Here is a 15,007-nt window from a genome sequence, read left to right as displayed (position 1 = left end):
ATTAAAAATGTAATTTATTAATCATTAACAACTTATTTGAATTAATTTTCACGTGATGAAAAAGAGTAACCGAAAAGAATTGAACTGGGAGCAAACAGAAAAACTTGTTACAATGGCTTTAGAAGAAAAGAATCCTTTTGAAACTATAAAAAAAGAATTTGGTCTGGCCGAAAAAGAAATTCTGGAAATCATGAAAAAGAAGATGCCAGCAGAAAAATTCGAAATGTGGAGAAAAAAAGCAGTGGCAAATAAACCAAAACCAAAACCAGTTAAAATTGATGATTTTGACGAAGATTTGGACGGTAAATATTATATAAAAAATAAACTAGACTAGTTTTATAACTCCCGTACTACAGGAGTTTTTTTATTTAAATAAAAAAATCCAATCTTTGAATTTTACTTCAGAGATTGGATTTTTTAATAAACCAATTTAAATATTATTTTTCGACTTTTTGAAAATCTTGTCTTACTTTCTGTTCTTTTAAAATACTTTGCATAAAAGGAGCGGTTGCACTTTCAATTTCACTTTCAGTAATCACTAATGCATTAGCATCCTTTACTAATTTTAACCAAGGTTTGGGCGCTTTAAAATCATAAGCACCAAAAACTATAACGGGTGTACCTTTTACTTTCACAGTTTCGGGATTTGCTAATTCCCATTGATCAGCCCAATCATATAATTTACGTGCATCTTTTTCTTGCAATCTCAAACAAGAGTGAGAAGCTGGATAACCAGGTAATGTATATTGATGCCATCCTACACCCAATTTGTTTTCAATATTAAAGTTCCAACGAAGTTCCCACTCATCGTCAAAAGTACTTGTTGTTTCCTCCGCTTTCCAGTTTGTAAAAAACAGTCCCGTTGGAGTTTTATCTTTTTCTCTCCCCATATTAGTAGGACCAGTATAAATCAATTCCCCTTTTTCATAAGCCGCAAATGTTTGCGTAGGATACGAGAAGAAAACAATTTTATTGATTTCTTTTAATGCTGGAACAGATACTGGAAATGGTAAATAAAACTCGATGTCTCCAGTCATATCATCTGGAATAACAACTGAATCCATTTTTCTAAAATTGGCAGCATCAGTTCTATTGACAGCATAAGCAATATTAAAATTAGTGCTGTCACTGCTGTTTTTTGCTAACCACTCTTTAGCACTTTCTAAATGGAATGATCTATTTTTAGGTTCGTTTCTTTCTTTAACAGGAACAGTTTCTACTGTAGAGTCCGTTTTTTCTTGTTGTTTACAAGAAAATATTAAAAGCGCCGTGCTAAATGTTAGAAGAAGGGCTATTTTTTTCATAATCGATATTCTTTTTGTTACTATAAAATTAAAACTTTGATTTTACAAAAATGAGCTATTTACACAGATAAAACATTACACAATTAATACCTTTTCTTGTCTAATTCATACCTAACAAAATCACTAGCTTCGGTCACTTTATACAAATGTTAATAGTATGCCATTTTACTTTTTTAAAGTCAATTAAAAAATCTAATGTTTTAACTTTGCTAATCACAGTACAAAAACTATCAAAATGAACGATTTAAAAAATAAAAATGCCCTTATAACAGGCGCTGGAAAAGGAATTGGTAAAGCAGTAGCGCTTGCATTAGCGAAAGAAGGCGTTAATGTAATTTTAATGTCGAGAACACAATCTGATTTAGATGAAGTAGCAAAAGAAGTGAATGCATTAGGTGTAAAGTCTCTTACTGTAATAGCTGATGTTGCTGATATAGATTCAGTGAATTCGGCTGTGGAGCAAGCTTTAACTGAGTTTAAAACAATTGATATTCTAATTAATAATGCAGGAATTGCTGCCTTTGGCAAATTCTTAGAATTAGAACCAGCAGCTTGGGAAAATATTATCAAGATAAATTTAATGGGAACTTATTATGTAACGCGTGCAGTATTACCTAATATGATTGAAAGACAAGTGGGTGATATCATTAATATTTCGTCAACTGCAGGACTTAATGGAAACGCAATGACTAGTGCGTATAGCGCATCTAAATTTGCAGTTTTAGGATTGACTGACTCGTTGATGCAAGAAGTGCGCAAATACAACATACGTGTTACCGCATTGACGCCAAGTACAGTTGCTACAAACATGGCTAAGGAATTAAATCTTACTGATGGTAATCCAGATAAAGTAATGCAAGCTGAAGATATGGCGGAGTTAATTATCGCGCAGTTGAAATTAAACAGAAGAGTATTTATTAAAAATAGCAGTATTTGGTCTACTAATCCATAATTGCAGTACCTACTAAATTACAAAACCCCTCATAATAAAGGGGTTTTGTTTTTTTTATCTTTAAATTATTGAAAATAACCAAACTTCTTTTAACGATCACCAAGAATAGGATTTAAACTAAGGCTGAAATAAATTCCATCCTAACACTTCCATCTTCATCAATTTTAGTCAGATTGATTTCATGTAATGTATTCACTAATTCTGGGTTCCATGGTGTTTTTACTTTTACGTAATTTTCGGTAAACCCGTGAATATATCCTTCTTTATTTTCGCTTTCAAAAAGTACTGTTCTATTACTTCCTAATTGGCTTTCATAAAACGCACGGCGTTTTTTAACTGACAATCCTCGCATCATTTTACTTCTTTTTGCACGAACATTAGCGGGAACAACTCCTTCCATAGTAGCAGCTTCTGTATTGTCTCTCTCTGAATATGTAAAAACATGTAAATAGGAAATATCCATTTCGTTCAAGAAATTATACGTCTCTAAAAAGTGTTCATCAGTCTCGCCAGGAAAACCAACAATTACATCCACTCCAATGCAGGCATGTGGCATAACTTCACGAATCTTATTTACTCGCTCCGTATAAATTTCGCGCAGGTAACGACGCTTCATCAACTTTAAAATAGCATTGCTACCTGATTGTAAAGGAATATGAAAATGAGGCACAAAAGTTCTACTTTTTGATACAAATTCAATGGTTTCATTTTTTAATAAGTTCGGTTCTATAGACGAAATTCGCAAGCGTTCAATTCCTTCTACTTTGTCTAATTCCTGCACTAACTCTAGAAAAGTATGCTCGTGTTTTTTATTACCAAACTCTCCTTTTCCGTAATCTCCAATATTTACTCCTGTAAGAACAATTTCCTTTATATTTTGATCAGAAATGTCTTTAGCGTTTTTCAACACATTTTGTAATTCATCACTTCTAGAAATTCCTCTTGCTAAGGGAATGGTACAATAGGTGCACTTATAATCACATCCATCTTGCACTTTTAAAAATGCACGAGTTCTATCACCAATAGAATAACTTCCTACATAAAAGTCAGCTTCTGAAATTTCGCAAGAATGTACTTCGCCCATATCATTCTTGGACAAATCATTAATGTAATCAGTAATTTTAAATTTTTCAGTAGCACCTAGAACTAAATCCACACCATCAACCGCAGCTAATTCCTCGGGTTTTAGTTGGGCATAACAACCTACTGCAGCAACAAAAGCTTTGTTATTTAACTTCATTGCTTTCTTTACGATCTGCTTGAATTGCTTATCTGCGTTTTCAGTAACTGAACATGTGTTTATCACATACATATCAGCAACTTCTTCAAAATCTACACGGTCAAATCCTTCATCCTCAATAGAGCGCGCAATAGTTGATGTTTCTGAAAAATTTAATTTACAACCCAGCGTATAAAAAGCAACTTTTTTTCTATTTTCCATAATAACTCTTAAACTAATGAAATCGTTGTCAAAAAATTTAAGTGTGCAAATTTACAAACTATAATCCACTAAATCGAAGCAGTGCAATATTTATTAATAAGGAAATCCGATACTTAAACTACTTTATAGAATAAATATCGGATTATAAGTTATTTTGAATGCATTATCAATTCAATATAAATCTTCTCACCACTTCAGCAACTCCGTGGTTATTATTTGAAGCAACAATAACATCAGCAATATGTCTTAAATCTGGATCAACATTATCAACCCAAACTCCTAGTCCTGCATATTCAATCATCGATAAATCGTTACCAGCATTGCCAACAGCGATAATTTCACATTGTAGAATATTTAATCTGTTTGCTAGAAATTTTACACTCGCTGCTTTGTCAATTCCGTTTGGTGCCACTTCTAAGAAAAATGGCTTTGACATAGAAACACTTAAATGAGGCATCGCTAATTTTAGGTCGGTTTCAATCTTTTTCAGATAACTCGGCTCCTCTAATAATATGCATTTAACTGCCGATGAAGTAACGGCTTCCTTAAAATTAGGAACTTTATTATGTTGAAGTCCTGTTATATTTTTTTCAATTGCTATATATTCTGAATCCGTTTCGCTGACAATTTTACCATCAATATAAGTAATGATATGTGTTTTGCTTGCTACACTGTAATCATACAATTCATGAATTTGTTGTTGCGTCAGAGTTTGTTCAAACAGCACTTTATCTTCCTTCAAGTCAGTAACGACTGCACCGTTAAAAGACAGCATATAAGAATTATTTTGGTCTAATTTTAATTCCTTAGCGAAATTTATCATTGCTAAAGTAGGTCTGCCAGAAGCCAAAACTACGTAAACACCTAACTCTTGAGCTTTAAAAAGCATCTCTTTATTCTCATCTGAAATTTTATGGTCATCTGTCAGCAAGGTGTCATCCATGTCCAGTACCAGCATTTTATATTTCATTTAATTCTTTTAGCAATTAAAATTTGAATTTAGATACTCATTCTAAACTCTTCAATAACTGGATTTACTTTTGCAAATTCTGTTTCTTGAACAAATAATTCTACTGCTAAATCTGAATTTCCAAAACCACCCAATCGAGCAGATTGTATATTATTTTTAGCTACAACATCTACACCTATTGCTTCAATTTTTTCTTGTAGAGCCATAGCAAGAATTTCGCTTCCTGAAAATACTTTCATTAATCCCATGATATTGTTTTTTATTTATTAGTATTAATTCTTTTCTTCTAAATCGTCTTCTTCTAAATCAGATTCATCAACGATGTCATCTTCGTCTTCATCGCCTTCATCCTCTTCCTCTTCATCTTCATCTTCATCCTCTTCATCCATTTCAAAAATGAAAGGTTCAACCAACATTTTTTCAATTAAAATCTCTATTCTTTCTGTGATCTGATTAGCAAAAACAATTCTTTGCGTTTTACTAATACTATTTGAAAGACGCATAATTTTAGTTTCATGGCGTAATTTCAACATAGGATCTGGATCATCTACAATAAACATTTTTAAACGGTTCACATTAAAACCTGCAGTAGTGAACATATCGTTTAATTTATTTGGTGTACCAATCAATACGTCTACTCCTGTAGAAATATAATTTTTGTCGTACTCCATATCTCCTTTGTCGTGCACTCCATAAACCTGCAGTTCAGTATGCTTACCGTATTTTTCAAAAAGCGCTTCCATTTCTAAAACCTTTGCTTTATCTTCTACGATGATTAAAGCACGTGGTGACTCTTCCGTCTCTTTAGCTAATTGCTGAATAACATTCAGTACAATTGTAGTAGTTTTTCCACTTCCTGCTTCAGATATAATTAGACAGTCAGCACCACTTTTTATCGTCGAGAACGTTTCCTGCTGCAGCTCATTAGCTTCAGTTAAACCATTCTCAATTAAAGCTTCTTGTAGCTTTTCGTTTATTTTTTTTAATTTCATTTTTCTATAGCTTAAAGCTTATTCAATATTTATTCGAATGGAACTCTTTAAATTAAGTAACACACTCGTTTTTTTCATAATCCCATTTTCCTCCGGCATCTAAACAACTATCGATTTGAAAAAATCTAAAAAGTTTAAATCCTAAAAATAATACAAGAAGCATTATTACTACAGTGGCAACGTTTTTAAATTTTATCATAACTGTTACCGCTGAAAAGAAAATCTATTTACTAGCAAACAACTTTACATCATTCTCTGAGATTTCTGTTCCTCCAAGAATAATTAATCGTTCGACTACATTCCGCAGTTCCCGAATGTTTCCTGTCCAGTCATATGCTTGCAATAGGTTTATAGCTGCCGCTGAAAACTTCTTCACTGCATTTCCTTGTTCAGTAGCGATTTTATTTGCAAAGTGACTAATCAACATTGGAATATCATCGCGTCTTTCATTTAAAGCAGGAACTTTTATTAGTATTACTGCTAATCGATGGTACAAATCCTCACGGAAACGACCTTCAGCAATTTCCACTTTTAAATCTTTATTAGTAGCCGCAACTACTCGTACATCGACTTTTATATCTTTATCTGCTCCTACTCTAGTAATCATGCTTTCTTGTAAAGCACGTAACACTTTAGCTTGAGCTGAAAGGCTCATATCACCAATTTCATCTAAGAAAATAGTTCCTTTATCTGCTGCTTCAAATTTCCCAGCACGATCTTTCACCGCTGATGTAAAAGCTCCTTTTACATGACCAAACAATTCACTTTCTATCAATTCTGACGGAATAGCAGCACAGTTTACTTCGATTAAAGGAAAATTAGCACGCACACTTTTTTCGTGTAACTGATGCGCTACTAATTCTTTTCCAGTTCCATTTGGACCCGTTATAAGAACTCTGGCTTCCGTTTCTGCTACTTTATCAATCATTACTTTAATGTGATTAATAGCTTCGCTTTCGCCAATCATTTCGTAGTTTTTACTAACCTTTTTCTTTAAGATTTTGTTCTCTACTACGAGTTGTTTTTTGTCTAAAGCATTTCGAACAGTATTCAATAAACGGTTTAAATCTGGTGGTTTTGATATATAATCAAAAGCACCTAAACGCATTGTATTTATTGCAGTTTCCATATCACCGTGACCAGAAATCATTACCATCGGTATTTCAGGTTTGATTTTCTTTACTGCTTCTAGAACCTCAACACCGTCCATTTTAGGCATTTTGATATCACATAAAACAAGATCATAATCGTTATTTTTTATTTTCTCAAATCCTATTAAACCATCTTCTGCTTCTTCTACCTGATAGGTATCATTTTCTTCAGAAAGAATTTTATTTAAAACTCTTCGTATTGCAGCTTCGTCTTCTATTATTAATATTTTCGGCATGTTTTTACTTTTTTTTAATGGCTTAAAATTTACTTTGGCTTATAATTTCGATTTTGTCTTAAAAACTTATATCAACTTGCAAATAATATGCCCTAGCCCCGATTGAAATGAAAATCCTTTTATAATTCGCCCTCGCGAGGAATAAAAGATTGTAATATAAAGCGGGAAATAGCTCCTTAAAATTAATTATTTTTTTTATGGAAACTCAAATAATTGGAATCTTAATATTTCAACCATTTATATAATTCCATCCAACTTGGTTTTTTACCATACATCAAGATTCCTATTCTGTATATTTTTGCTGCAAACCAAACAACAGCAAAAAAGCTAGCAAATAGTAACGTTACTGATATCGCGATTTGCCACAAAGGTACGCCAAACGGAATTCGCATTAGCATTACAATAGGTGAAGTCAGCGGAATCATTGAAAAAATCACTGCAACTGTGCCGTGAGGATCATTAATAACGGTGAAAAAACCGATATAAACGGCTAATATAAGCGGCATCATAATAGGTAATAAAAACTGCTGAGAATCGGTTTGATTGTCAACCGCAGCACCAATGGCAGCATAAAATGAACTGTAAAGAAAGTAACCACCTATGAAATAAATTACAAAACCAATCAAAATACTAGCAATAGGTAAATTCCACAATTCCTTAATATACATTTGAACTGTACCAGCCATTTCCTGTTGAGCTGCATCCATTAATTCAGGTGATATTCGGGCTGTTGGACCAACATTTACACCAAAAAATGCAGAAGCCGCAAACATTAATGACAATCCAATTGCTGCCCAAATAAAGAATTGTAGCAAACCTGCTAACGATGTTCCGATAATTTTCCCAATCATTAACTGAAATGGTTTCACTGAAGAAATAATAATCTCTACAATTCTACTTGTTTTTTCCTCGATTACACTTCGCATTACCATATTACCGTAAATGATGATAAACATCATAATCAAATAACCAAATGCGCCACCAATTCCAATTTTGATCTCATTAAGTCCTTTAACACTTTCTTCTCCAGAAGCTTTAGTCAAGTTAATATTGACATTTGCTTGCGCTTTATTTATGGCTATAGTATCTAAATTAGCATTAACAAGATTAGTCTTTGTCAATTTAGCTTCGATGATATTTTGAATTTTCTGCGTAAACGAAATACTTGGACTATCGTTTGAAATGAACTGAATACTATTTTCTAATTCTTTTGAGTTAGTTGATTTTGGAATATATAAAAGTCCTTCGTAACTTTCATTAGTAATACTATCCTTCAAATACTGCAAATCGATCAGCGATAAATCTAGGTATTTATAATCGCCATCTTTCTTGTTCTTAGACGTAAACTCCTTTACAAATAATCCCGATTCATCATGAATGGCAATTTGTTTTGTATCTGCTTTCATCGAACTCAAATAGCCCACAAAACCTGCTAATGCAACAAACAGTAACGGACTTAGGAAAGTCATAACTATAAAAGATTTATTGCGAACTTTCGAAATAAATTCTCTTTTTATGATTAATGAAATTATGCTCATTTATATGTATAATTTTAGATTAATGATTTTAGATTTAAAATCATAATAGTACGGTTTATTTTTCACTAACGGTTTGAATGAAAATGTCATTAACTGTTGGTATTTTTTCTACAAAGTGATTTACCTGCCCTCTTTTAGTTAACAAACTCAGCAAATCGTTAGGAGTTGCATTTCCTAATTGGATTTCCAACTTTAAAGAATCATTTAAAGATTTAAAGTTAGCTGGTTTAACTGTGAAGTTTTGCGTAATGTCAAACATTAATCCTTCCACATTATCTGATAAAATTCCAACTTCATAACTATTGGTTTTGAATTTCCTTTTTACGTCATTTAGCTTTCCTTCAATCAACTTATTTGACTTATGAATTAATGCGATATGATCGCAAAGTTCCTCGACGCTTTCCATACGATGCGTAGAAAAAATAATAGTAGCTCCATCTTCACGAAGTTTTAATATTTCATCTTTTATAATATTTGCATTCACTGGATCAAAACCAGAAAAAGGCTCGTCAAAAATTAACAATTTTGGCTTGTGCAGAACACAAACGACAAATTGAATTTTTTGCGCCATTCCTTTAGATAATTCTTGAATTTTTTTATTCCACCAACCTTGAATTTCTAATCTATCAAACCAATACTCGAGTTGTTTTTTAGCTTCTGCTTTTGAAAGACCTTTCATTTGCGCTAAATACAAGCATTGCTCTCCTACTTTCATAGTGTTATACAATCCTCTTTCTTCTGGAAGATATCCTATATATTGTACATGCTTGGGTTGTAACTTTTCACCATCTAATAAAATTTGGCCACTATCTGGTAAGGTAATTTGGTTTATAATTCGGATAAGGGAAGTTTTTCCTGCACCGTTTGGACCTAAAAGTCCGTAGATACTTCCTTTTGGGACAGCTAATGTAACTTCATTAAGTGCTACATAATCGCCATAGCGCTTTACTACTTTATTAACCTCAAGTATATTACTCATGCTTTATTTTTAATTGCTGTAAAAGTAAATAATTACTGCCGAAATACTTATGATTATGACACAAAAAACCCATCCTTATTTAATTAAGGATGGGTTTTAGTGTAATAACAGCAATGCAATAATTTGCAAAGCTATCTATGAAAACATATCTTTTACTTTCTCAAAAAATGATTTGTCTGTTTTCTCTGGATTTGGAATAAAATTATCATCTGTTAAAGCATTTTCAAAAAATTGTTTTTGCTCTTTATTTAATGTCTTAGGCGTCCAAACATTTACATGAACTAGTAAATCTCCATTGCCGTAGCCATTAATACTAGGAATTCCTTTTCCTTTTAATCTAAGAATTTTACCAGACTGAATTCCTTCTTCTAACTTAATTCGAACTTTACCATTGATAGCTTCGATATCCTTAGAAATACCAAGAACAGCTTCAGCAAAACTGATGTATAAATCATAGTGTAAATTCTCTCCTTCGCGTTTCAAGAATTCATGTTCTAATTCTTCTATAGCAACGATTAAATCACCTGGAATACTGTTTCCTGGTGCATCATTTCCTTTGCTTGAAACTTTCAATTGCATTCCATCAACAACTCCAGCAGGTATTTTAATAGAAACCGTTTCATCTTCAAGAATCATTCCTTGAGAATCTGCGTTTGCAGGTTTTTTATCTAATATTTGACCTGAACCACTACAAGTAGGACATGTACTAGCTGATTGCATTCGACCTAAAATAGTATTAGTTACACGCATCACTTGCCCTTGACCATTACAAGTAGAGCACGTTTTATAACTCACACCAGATGCTTGTACTTTACGTTTTACTTTAACTTTTTTCTCAACACCGTTAGCAATTTCTTCAAGTGTCAATTTTACTTTTATACGAAGATTACTTCCTTTAGCACGACGAACACCGCCTCCGCCGCCACCTCCGAAGCCGCCAAAACCGCCTCCGAAAATATCACCGAACTGACTAAAGATATCGTCCATGTTCATGCCTCCATGACCACCGCCGCCACCAAAACCACCAGAACCATCAAAAGCTTGATGACCATATTGATCATATTTCGCTTTTTTCTGAGGATCGCTTAAAACTTCATAAGCTTCAGCAGCTAATTTAAATTTTTCCTCTGCCGATTTGTCTCCAGGATTTTTGTCAGGGTGATGCGCTATAGCTTGTTTTCTATATGCTTTTTTAATTTCGCCAGCATCAGCACTTTTTGTAATGCCTAAAATTTCGTAAAAATCTTTTTTCATTTTTATATTTTCTTGCAAACGTAAAGACGTACCTATCTACGACTCTAAATTGACGAATTACTGACCTATAACAACTTTTGGGAAACGAATAATTTTGTCTCCTAACTTATATCCTTTTTCAAGAACATCAACAATTTTACCTTTCATCTTTTCAGATGGAGCAGGAATTTGAGTAATTGCTTCAGCAAAGTCAGCATCAAATGCATCTCCAGCTTTCACATCAACTTGCTCTAAACCTTTAGATACTAAAGTCGTTTTTAATTTCTCATTAATAAGCGCTACACCTTCTAATAAAGGTCCGTCATCAGTTTTGCTGATTTCAGTAATGGCTCTGTCAAAATCGTCTAAGATTGGTAACAATGCTAATAGCACTTCTTGATTAGCCGTTTTGAATAACTCAATACGTTCTTTAGTAGTTCTTCGTTTGTAATTTTCAAATTCAGCAAATAATCGTAAATATTTATCTTTCTCTTTCGCTAAGTCTTGTGTTAATTGCTCTTCTAAGCTTAATTCCTCAACAACAACTTGCTCCTCACCAGCATTAGTATTATCTAATGTTGTCTCCTCTAATTCTTGATCGATTTCTGTATTTTCAGTAGTCATATTACTTGTATTTTTAAAAAAATTCTTAAACTTCATGGTTAATCTTTTCCATGGATTGCAAAAGTACTGCCAATTGTTTTAAAATGTCAAATTGTCATCTTTTTAGAATTTTGACTTTTTAGAAAGTAAAACGGTTAATTAAATTAAATTTTAAGATTATTTTAAGACTATCTATACCTTGTTTTTATATTTTTGTAAAAGTTAGTTTTTGACCAATTTATTTGGTCAAAATTCCAGTGTTTATTCTACACAATTATTAATTCACCATTATATTTAAAAAAAAGCTTCGTTTATTAAAACGAAGCTTTTTTTATACTCTTTAGTCAGATATTAAAGCAAGGCATCTTTTAATTTTTCGAAATCTACTAAAATCTGCTCACCAGTTACTAAATTTTTAAGTGAGTAGGATTTAGAATCTATTTCTTGATCTCCTATTATAACTGCAAATGGAATTGCTCTTTTATCAGCATGCTGAAATTGCTTAGCTACCTTAGCATTATCAGGATATAATTCTACTTTTATTCCTGAAGCTCGTAACTTTTGTATCGCTTGCATCGCATAAAAAGCTTTTGCATCCCCATAATTTATAAACAAAGCTTTTGAAGTTGCAGTAACTGTTTCCGGAAATAAATTTAACTCTTCAATAACCAAATAAATACGATCTAGTCCAAAAGAAATTCCGACTCCACTCATATTTTTCAGTCCAAAAATACCAGTTAAATCGTCGTATCGTCCACCGCCGCCTATAGATCCCATTGCAACTGATTTAGGTGGAGCAACTTCAAAAATAGCACCCGTATAATAATTTAACCCTCTAGCTAAAGTTACATCTAAGTCTAAAATAGCGCTAGCTAAGCCGAGTTTTGCAACATTATCGCATATAAAACGAAGTTCCTCTACTCCTTTCATCCCTTCATCAGAAGCGGAAAGTAAGGAAGATAGTTTTTCTATTTTTTCTGAAATACTTCCTGTAAAGTTGAATAAAGGCTGTACTTTCAAAATTGCATTTTCATCAATTCCTTTCTCGATCATTTCCTTTTTCACACCATCTTCGCCTATTTTATCCAACTTGTCAAGGGCAACAGTGAAATCAATTAATTTATCTGAAGCGCCAATAACCTCAGCAATTCCAGACAAGATCTTTCTATTGTTGATTTTGATTGTTACGCCCTCTAATCCTAAAGTTGTAAAAACAGTATCATATAGTTGCACTAATTCCACTTCCTGCCATAACGATTTAGAGCCAACTACATCAGCGTCACACTGAAAAAACTCTCTGAAACGTCCTTTTTGTGGACGATCCGCACGCCAAACCGGTTGGATTTGGTACCTTTTAAAAGGAAATTCGATTTCGTTTTGATGCTGCACCACATAACGTGCAAACGGAACAGTTAAGTCATAACGCAAGGCTTTTTCAGAAATGCTTGACGTTAGCTTTGTACTGTCTTTATTTTCCAAATGTGCTGAATTGGCTTTCCCCAAATAATCGCCTGAATTTAAAATTTTAAAAATCAATCGATCTCCTTCTTCTCCATACTTTCCCATTAAGGTATCGGAATTTTCGAATGATGGTGTTTCTATAGGTTGGAATCCGAATTTCTCGAAATTACTTTTTATGATTTGAATGATATACTGACGTTTTGCCACCTCAGTTGGTGAAAAATCTCTAGTTCCCTTTGGGATGCTCGGTTTTGATGCCATTTTATGAGTATTGAATTTTATATTTTCAAAAAGTGAAGCTTACAAATACTTCAAAATATGATTTGGTGCAAATATCCTATTTTTTAAATTATTCCAATTACTTAATTCATCATTTTATCTACCAGCTCATAGCCCCGATTGAAGTAAAAATACAGCTGAAGAAAATAATATTGTTTTCTTGCGTAAAAGAGCGACCAGCGGAAGCTCCTTTTAGTCAATTGAAAACAAATTATTTTTGCTGCTGGATTGTAATGTAAAGCGGGAAACAGCTCCCAGTTATAACGATTATAATAAATTACATTTTAGCTGAAGAAAAATTGTAACAAAAATTGTATTTTCGTGTCAAACTTGTATGATGTTAAAATTATTTAAAGAAAATATGCGAATTGCTCTGGGTTCTATAAGAACGCAGTTGCTGCGAACCGTACTTACTGTGATGATTATTGCGATAGGAATTACGGCTTTAGTAAGTATTTTGACCGTTGTTTCGGCTCTTGAGAATACTATTTCTACTGATTTTGCATCAATGGGAGCGAATACTTTTAATATTAAACAATACGAAAATACGACACGAAATCGTGGCGGAAACGAGCGTGAAATCATCAATCCAATTATATCGTATCCTGAAGCAGTTACTTTCAAGAATAAATTCCAATATCCATTTACAGAGACTTCTCTTTCTTTTACAGCTACCTCAGCGGCAGAAGTAAAATTTGAATCCATAAAAACAGATCCTGAAAACTCTATTCTAGGAGTTGATGAATATTTCATGTCAAATTCTGGTTTAGAGACAAGTTTAGGTAGAAATTTTACTGGATTTGATATTGACAACAATGCTTATGTATGTGTTGTAGGTTCTGATTTTGAGAAAGGATTATTAAAGGATGTAAATCCAATAGATAAGGTAATTTCCATAAGAGGTGCTAAATTTAAAGTTATTGGTGTTTTAAAAGAAAAGGGATCCACTTTCGGTAATAATCAAGATTTGAGAGTTTTAATTCCCATACAAGTTGCACGATCATTATTTACAGCGCCCAACATTAATTATACGGTGAGTGTAATGGTTGATAAAAAGGAACTTCTTGAGCAGGCGTTAGATAACGCAACGAGCACAATGCGAAGAGTTAGAAAATTAAGTCCGATTAAAGAGAATAATTTTGGGGTGGTTCGTAGTGATGATTTGATTAATAGAATTCTAGGAATTACACAATATCTTGGACTTGCATCTTGGCTTATTGGGATTATAACCGTTTTAGGATCTTCAATTGCTTTGATGAATATTATGATTGTGTCTGTGACAGAACGTACTCGAGAAATTGGGGTTCGAAAAGCATTAGGCGCTAAGAAAACAACCATTGCTATTCAGTTTTTTATTGAAACCTTGCTTATCGGTCAATTAGGTGGATTAGTTGGAATCATTTTCGGAATTCTAATTGGTTTCGGAATTGCGACTGCAATGGATTTTGCATTTGTCATTCCTTGGGGAGCAATTATGGCTGCTTTTATAACTAGCTTCATTGTTGCTATTGCTTCTGGATTATACCCTGCAATTAAAGCAGCAGTATTAGATCCTATCGAGGCGTTACGTTATGAATAAAGGGGACGAAGTTGAAAGAATAAAGAGCAAAGAATAAAGAGCAAAGAATAAAGAGCAAAGAATAAAAAGGAAAGAATAATGAGAAAAGAATAAAGAGGAAATGACTTTATATTTTGTTGCTTGTATCTAGTGATTTTTATCTCTTATTTTATGTATTTATTTTAATTACAACAAGAAGTATTTTTATTTTTAAGAAATTTATTTTTTTCATTCCAAAAGAGGAGTACTCTCATCAAAGGAGAGCAATAAACAGAAATTCTTCCTTCGTCAGAATGACAAATTTGGAGAG

14 protein-coding genes are annotated in these 15,007 nt (G+C 32.9%); 3 read left to right on the top strand and 11 right to left on the bottom strand.

Annotation, left to right across the window (positions count from 1 at the left end; genetic code table 11):
* Nucleotides 1-55: 55 nt before the first annotated feature.
* The gene (locus tag RCH19_RS07345; protein WP_121925894.1) at nt 56-334 is read left to right on the top strand and encodes a DUF2805 domain-containing protein; all 279 of its coding nucleotides are present in this window, start codon (nt 56-58) and stop codon (nt 332-334) included.
* 103 nt (nt 335-437) lie between these two features.
* On the opposite strand, the gene RCH19_RS07340 is transcribed toward RCH19_RS07345, so the two are convergent.
* Nucleotides 438-1,304: a L,D-transpeptidase gene (locus RCH19_RS07340; RefSeq protein ID WP_343022672.1), complete on the bottom strand. Its 867-nt coding sequence runs from the start codon at nt 1,302-1,304 to the stop codon at nt 438-440.
* A 235-nt stretch (nt 1,305-1,539) separates the two neighbouring features.
* Here RCH19_RS07340 and RCH19_RS07335 point away from each other — a divergent pair, with 235 nt between their 5' ends.
* Entirely contained in the window at nt 1,540-2,256 is a 717-nt protein-coding gene (locus RCH19_RS07335) for a 3-ketoacyl-ACP reductase (protein ID WP_121925892.1), read from the top strand.
* 112 nt (nt 2,257-2,368) lie between these two features.
* Here RCH19_RS07335 and mtaB read toward each other — a convergent pair whose 3' ends face one another.
* The 10 genes from mtaB to hisS all read right to left on the bottom strand — a co-directional run bounded on the left by mtaB (nt 2,369) and on the right by hisS (nt 13,121).
* Entirely contained in the window at nt 2,369-3,697 is a 1,329-nt protein-coding gene (gene mtaB, locus RCH19_RS07330) for a tRNA (N(6)-L-threonylcarbamoyladenosine(37)-C(2))-methylthiotransferase MtaB (protein WP_343022671.1), read from the bottom strand.
* Between the two features lie 166 nt (nt 3,698-3,863).
* Nucleotides 3,864-4,667 (bottom strand): Cof-type HAD-IIB family hydrolase, encoded by an 804-nt coding sequence (locus RCH19_RS07325; RefSeq protein ID WP_343022670.1) that lies wholly within the window; start codon nt 4,665-4,667, stop codon nt 3,864-3,866.
* Between the two features lie 29 nt (nt 4,668-4,696).
* Nucleotides 4,697-4,915, bottom strand: a complete 219-nt coding sequence (locus tag RCH19_RS07320) for a DUF2007 domain-containing protein (RefSeq protein ID WP_121925889.1) — start codon at nt 4,913-4,915, stop codon at nt 4,697-4,699.
* A 24-nt stretch (nt 4,916-4,939) separates the two neighbouring features.
* Nucleotides 4,940-5,659 carry a DEAD/DEAH box helicase gene (locus RCH19_RS07315; protein WP_343022669.1) on the bottom strand — a complete coding sequence of 240 codons (720 nt, stop codon included), beginning with the start codon at nt 5,657-5,659 and terminating at the stop codon, nt 4,940-4,942.
* Between the two features lie 223 nt (nt 5,660-5,882).
* Complete coding sequence (locus tag RCH19_RS07310; protein WP_121925887.1) at nt 5,883-7,046, bottom strand: sigma-54 dependent transcriptional regulator; 1,164 nt, start codon at nt 7,044-7,046, stop codon at nt 5,883-5,885.
* Between the two features lie 221 nt (nt 7,047-7,267).
* Nucleotides 7,268-8,584: an ABC transporter permease gene (locus RCH19_RS07305; RefSeq protein WP_343022668.1), complete on the bottom strand. Its 1,317-nt coding sequence runs from the start codon at nt 8,582-8,584 to the stop codon at nt 7,268-7,270.
* 55 nt (nt 8,585-8,639) lie between these two features.
* Nucleotides 8,640-9,563, bottom strand: a complete 924-nt coding sequence (locus RCH19_RS07300) for an ATP-binding cassette domain-containing protein (protein WP_343022667.1) — start codon at nt 9,561-9,563, stop codon at nt 8,640-8,642.
* 135 nt (nt 9,564-9,698) lie between these two features.
* Entirely contained in the window at nt 9,699-10,817 is a 1,119-nt protein-coding gene (gene dnaJ, locus RCH19_RS07295; protein ID WP_343022666.1) for a molecular chaperone DnaJ, read from the bottom strand.
* Between the two features lie 57 nt (nt 10,818-10,874).
* A complete protein-coding gene (locus RCH19_RS07290; protein ID WP_121925883.1) occupies nt 10,875-11,456 on the bottom strand; it encodes a nucleotide exchange factor GrpE in 582 nt (193 codons plus the stop codon).
* A gap of 294 nt (nt 11,457-11,750) precedes the next feature.
* Complete coding sequence (gene hisS, locus RCH19_RS07285; protein ID WP_343022665.1) at nt 11,751-13,121, bottom strand: histidine--tRNA ligase; 1,371 nt, start codon at nt 13,119-13,121, stop codon at nt 11,751-11,753.
* Nucleotides 13,122-13,473: 352 nt separating this feature from the next.
* Here hisS and RCH19_RS07280 point away from each other — a divergent pair, with 352 nt between their 5' ends.
* Nucleotides 13,474-14,718 carry an ABC transporter permease gene (locus RCH19_RS07280; protein WP_343022664.1) on the top strand — a complete coding sequence of 415 codons (1,245 nt, stop codon included), beginning with the start codon at nt 13,474-13,476 and terminating at the stop codon, nt 14,716-14,718.
* Nucleotides 14,719-15,007: the final 289 nt, after the last annotated feature.

Source organism: Flavobacterium sp. PL12 (genome assembly GCF_039123485.1).
GTDB lineage: Bacteria > Bacteroidota > Bacteroidia > Flavobacteriales > Flavobacteriaceae > Flavobacterium > Flavobacterium weaverense.
This window is presented reverse-complemented; position numbering and strand designations above follow the sequence as displayed.

What these genes read in the sequence shown, in the direction of transcription:
- RCH19_RS07290 (WP_121925883.1), bottom strand. Translation starts at nt 11,456, where the DNA reads ATGAAGTTTAAGAATTTTTTTAAAAATACAAGTAATATGACTACTGAA.
- mtaB (WP_343022671.1), bottom strand. Translation starts at nt 3,697, where the DNA reads ATGGAAAATAGAAAAAAAGTTGCTTTTTATACGCTGGGTTGTAAATTA.
- RCH19_RS07305 (WP_343022668.1), bottom strand. Translation starts at nt 8,584, where the DNA reads ATGAGCATAATTTCATTAATCATAAAAAGAGAATTTATTTCGAAAGTT.
- RCH19_RS07340 (WP_343022672.1), bottom strand. Translation starts at nt 1,304, where the DNA reads ATGAAAAAAATAGCCCTTCTTCTAACATTTAGCACGGCGCTTTTAATA.
- RCH19_RS07345 (WP_121925894.1), top strand. Translation starts at nt 56, where the DNA reads ATGAAAAAGAGTAACCGAAAAGAATTGAACTGGGAGCAAACAGAAAAA.
- RCH19_RS07335 (WP_121925892.1), top strand. Translation starts at nt 1,540, where the DNA reads ATGAACGATTTAAAAAATAAAAATGCCCTTATAACAGGCGCTGGAAAA.
- RCH19_RS07300 (WP_343022667.1), bottom strand. Translation starts at nt 9,563, where the DNA reads ATGAGTAATATACTTGAGGTTAATAAAGTAGTAAAGCGCTATGGCGAT.
- RCH19_RS07325 (WP_343022670.1), bottom strand. Translation starts at nt 4,667, where the DNA reads ATGAAATATAAAATGCTGGTACTGGACATGGATGACACCTTGCTGACA.
- hisS (WP_343022665.1), bottom strand. Translation starts at nt 13,121, where the DNA reads ATGGCATCAAAACCGAGCATCCCAAAGGGAACTAGAGATTTTTCACCA.
- RCH19_RS07320 (WP_121925889.1), bottom strand. Translation starts at nt 4,915, where the DNA reads ATGGGATTAATGAAAGTATTTTCAGGAAGCGAAATTCTTGCTATGGCT.
- RCH19_RS07310 (WP_121925887.1), bottom strand. Translation starts at nt 7,046, where the DNA reads ATGCCGAAAATATTAATAATAGAAGACGAAGCTGCAATACGAAGAGTT.
- RCH19_RS07280 (WP_343022664.1), top strand. Translation starts at nt 13,474, where the DNA reads ATGATGTTAAAATTATTTAAAGAAAATATGCGAATTGCTCTGGGTTCT.
- dnaJ (WP_343022666.1), bottom strand. Translation starts at nt 10,817, where the DNA reads ATGAAAAAAGATTTTTACGAAATTTTAGGCATTACAAAAAGTGCTGAT.
- RCH19_RS07315 (WP_343022669.1), bottom strand. Translation starts at nt 5,659, where the DNA reads ATGAAATTAAAAAAAATAAACGAAAAGCTACAAGAAGCTTTAATTGAG.